4 protein-coding genes are annotated in these 3,434 nt (G+C 72.4%); 1 reads left to right on the forward strand and 3 read right to left on the reverse strand.

Going from position 1 to position 3,434, the window contains the following annotated elements:
* Positions 1-577: 577 nt before the first annotated feature.
* The 3 genes from VIW71_RS01970 to VIW71_RS01980 form a co-directional block, all read right to left on the reverse strand.
* A complete protein-coding gene (locus tag VIW71_RS01970; protein ID WP_331620079.1) occupies positions 578-1,099 on the reverse strand; it encodes a DUF1990 domain-containing protein in 522 nt (173 codons plus the stop codon).
* Between the two features lie 179 nt (positions 1,100-1,278).
* Positions 1,279-1,572, reverse strand: a complete 294-nt coding sequence (locus tag VIW71_RS01975; RefSeq protein WP_331620080.1) for a hypothetical protein — start codon at positions 1,570-1,572, stop codon at positions 1,279-1,281.
* Positions 1,573-1,647: 75 nt separating this feature from the next.
* Entirely contained in the window at positions 1,648-1,965 is a 318-nt protein-coding gene (locus VIW71_RS01980) for a hypothetical protein (RefSeq protein WP_331620081.1), read from the reverse strand.
* Between the two features lie 383 nt (positions 1,966-2,348).
* On the opposite strand from VIW71_RS01980, the gene VIW71_RS01985 reads away from it, so the two are divergent.
* On the forward strand, positions 2,349-3,434 hold a 1,086-nt coding region (locus VIW71_RS01985), incomplete at its 3' end, for an FUSC family protein (protein WP_331620083.1).

The following is a 3,434-nucleotide window of genomic DNA, read 5'->3' on the forward strand; positions in this document are numbered from 1 at the left end:
GAGCAGGAAGCCCGCGTGAGCTGCTCCGGGCCGACGCCGCGAACCGCGCGACAGCACTGGACCGAACGCTTGCCGGAATCCGGGCCGACCTTACACCCGGTGCCTGCCCGCCGCCCGGCAAGCCTCCGGCCCTCCCGCACACCCGGCCCCCCCCAACCCGCCCCACATCCCCGGCGGGTCGGCGCCCGGCACCGGAGGAGCCCCCAGGACTGCCGCACGCCGCACCGGCCGGGTCGTTTCGGCGTACGCCGTCACCGGGCCGTCCACCGGATCCGTCGACCCCCGGTGCCACGGCAGCGGTCTCCGCGGTGCGTTCCCGCGCCGTGGCGACCGTGACGACAAGGCCGGGTGCGTCCTCCGCGGCGCCGTCACGGCTGCAGCCCCGTCACCATGTTCTGCTGCGGGGCGCACTCACAGAACGGTCGGCCGGTAGGCCTGAGCCTGCCCCAGCAGCGACGTTTCACACGATCGTGCTACGAGCTCTCAGGATCCGGGGAATCCACGGTCCGGCCGACCGGGCCAGCCGTGCCGTACAGCGCTGAGGTCCGCCGCCACCGGTCTGCGCGGAGACCGGCGCTCAGGGAAGGAAGCCGCGTGCGGCGGTTCGTGGCCGGACCTGGGTCCGCAGCGCCGTGCCGTAGCGCTGGGCGATCATTCTTTGCAGCAGGCGTCCGGCGGGTCCGGCGGCTCGGGCATACCACGCCGCCGGGCGGCTGATGGCGTGGACCGTGAAGCGGATCGAGCCGTCAGGGTGCCGTTCCACCACGAACGCTTCTTCGCCGCATTCGGGATGCCCGGGGAGCGTGCCGTACGCGAACCCGGTGCGATGCTCCTCGCGCATCGTCCATACGACCTCGCACGGCGCCCGCAGCGGGCCGAACCCCAGTGTCACGCGCACGCCGGGCGCCGCGTGCCGGGCGGTGGGCCGGACGCGCATCAGCGGGACGGCCTGGTGCATCCGCCAGCTGAACAGCGCCTCGGCCGCCGCCTCGTAGGTGCCGGGCGCCAGACCGGTGTGCAGCCGGAGGGCATGGAACCCGGGGGGCGGGTCGGAGGGGTCCGCCGTCATGCCCACGAACGGGTACGTGAGGTCGGGCATGTGCGCACTGTATCGGCCTGCCTGCCGGTGCGGGTCCCTGTCCGCTGCCCGTGGCGGCCGTCGGTTCCAGCCCGGGTCGCGTCCGCGCGGTGCCCGCTGACTGCCGCGGACGGTCCCTGCAACCGTCCTGGCAGCTCGTAGCCGATGCGCCGCGGTTCGGCGCAGGCCGGAGGGGTGTCTCAGCAGAACCAGCCGTCCTGGACCCAGCCGTGGCGGTTGATGTTGCCGTACGCGAAGCCGTAGACCCACGAGCCGTTCAGCTTCTCGACGGTGAAGGTCTGGCCCCGGTAGAGGGTGCCCATCCAGGCGCCCAGCGGTTCGGTGCGGACGTAGAGACTGTCGGCGCAGACGGTCTCGCGGACCCCGACGCGGCCGTTGGCGGCCTCGGCGGGGCCGGCGACGGCGACGAGTGCCGAGGCGGCCACGACGGCGGCGGTGGCGCCGATCGAGACGGTACGGAGCTTACGAGGCATGGCTGGCTCCCTTGGTGCGAGTCCCCTTGAACGGGGGACGACGGAGGGTGGGGCAGGAGGCGGTCGGACGCGCGGTCACCAGGAGTCGTAACCGCCGATGCATTCGAGGCGCATGTAGCCCCAGTCGTTGGGGCCGTAGTCGAAGCTGGCGGCCCAGCCGTTGTAGACGGGGTGGGCGCCCGGCGTGTGGCCGATCTTGTCGCCGTAGTAGAGGGTGCGCAGGAAGCCGGTGGGGCCGCTCGCGCTGTCGTAGTTGGCGTAGAAGCTGGCGCTCTGGCAGATGTTGATCGCGTGCCGGGGCGGTACGGCGGCGTCCGAGGCGGTGACCTGGGTGGCCAGGGCGGGGAGGGCGAGCGCGCACGCGGCGACGAGGGTTCGGCGGCGTCGTGTCATGTTCACTTCCAGGTGGTGAGTGAGGTGCCGGAGGTCGGGCGCATCACTGTAGTTTTCTGACGCGCCCCTGACAATGTCGCTCCTCGCTGGACCCACCGGCGGGCACGCACTTCCGGCCATCGTGACTCCTGCGGGCACGCGCACGTCGTACGGCGCTGTTGACGCACGTCACATGACCTGAACGGGATTCGCTCCTGGTCGCGGAGGGGCCCGGGGCGCGGCGCCGCTCCGGGGACGGTCATAGCCTCGGTGGTGGAACCCGTCGGGACACCACGCGCTGCGCGGGGGTCCCGCGGAGATCGACTTCTAGGCTGGGCCGGACGCAGCGCCGAAGAGCGAGATCGCCGGGCGGTGAGATCGCCGAGAGCGGGAAAGGGCTCGGGATGCCCGACGTACCAGAGCCGATGGTGAAGCTGGTCCGGTGGAGCACCGAACCGGTCGCAGCACAGATCGGGCGGTCCACCGCCGCCTCCGTGATCGCGTATGCCGCCGCGGTATGGCTCCTGCCGGAGCCCGCGCCGCTCACCGCGCCGCTGACCGCACTGCTGGTGGTCCAGGTGACCCTTTACTCCACGCTCACCACCGGCGTCCGCCGGGTCAACTCGGTGGTGGTCGGCGTGGTGATCGCGATCGGCTTCAGCGCGCTGTTCGGCCTGAGCTGGTGGAGCCTGGGCCTGATCATCCTCACCGCGCTGCTGATCGGCCGCGTGGTGCGGGTCGGCGAGTTCGTGCCCGAGGTCGCGATCAGCGCGATGCTGGTGCTCGGCGTCACCCGGGTGGCCACCACCGCGTGGGACCGGGTGATGGAGACGCTGATCGGCGCCGGGGTGGGACTGCTGTTCAACCTGCTGTTCGCGCCCCCGGTCTGGGTGCAGTCGGCCGGCGGTTCGATCGAGTCGATGGCCCGCCGGATGGCCGGTCTGTTCCGGGACATCGGCGGCGAGGTGGCCGGACACCTGCCGGTCGAGCGCGCCGCGGCCCGGCTGCACGAGGCCCGCCGGGTGGATCACGCCATCGTGGAGGTGGACGCCTCGCTGCGGCAGGCCGAGGACAGCCTGCGCTGGAACCCCCGGGTGCGTGAGGGCCTGCTCTCCCGGGTCGTGCTGCGCACCGGCCTGGACACGCTGGAGATCTGTGCGGTGGTGCTGCGCGTCCTGTCCCGCACGCTCACCGACCTCGCCAAGCACCGCACCGAGGAGTCGCTCTTCCCCGACGACGTCGCCCGCGAGCTGGAGAGGTTGTTCGATCACGTGGCGAATGCCGTCGAGAGCTTCGCCGTACTGATCACCACCCAGGTCGCCCAGAGCGCGGAGAACGCCGAGGGGCGGCTGGCGCAGGCGCTCGCGGACAGCGCGGTGAGCCGGGACCGCGCCGCCGATCTGCTGCTCGCCGCGGTGCAGAGGCATCCCCGGCAGTGGCAGTTGCACGGCGCCCTGCTCGCCGAGGTGGACCGCATCCTGGACGAGCTC

The organism is Streptomyces sp., from assembly GCF_036524955.1.
Classification (GTDB): Bacteria; Actinomycetota; Actinomycetes; order Streptomycetales; family Streptomycetaceae; genus Actinacidiphila.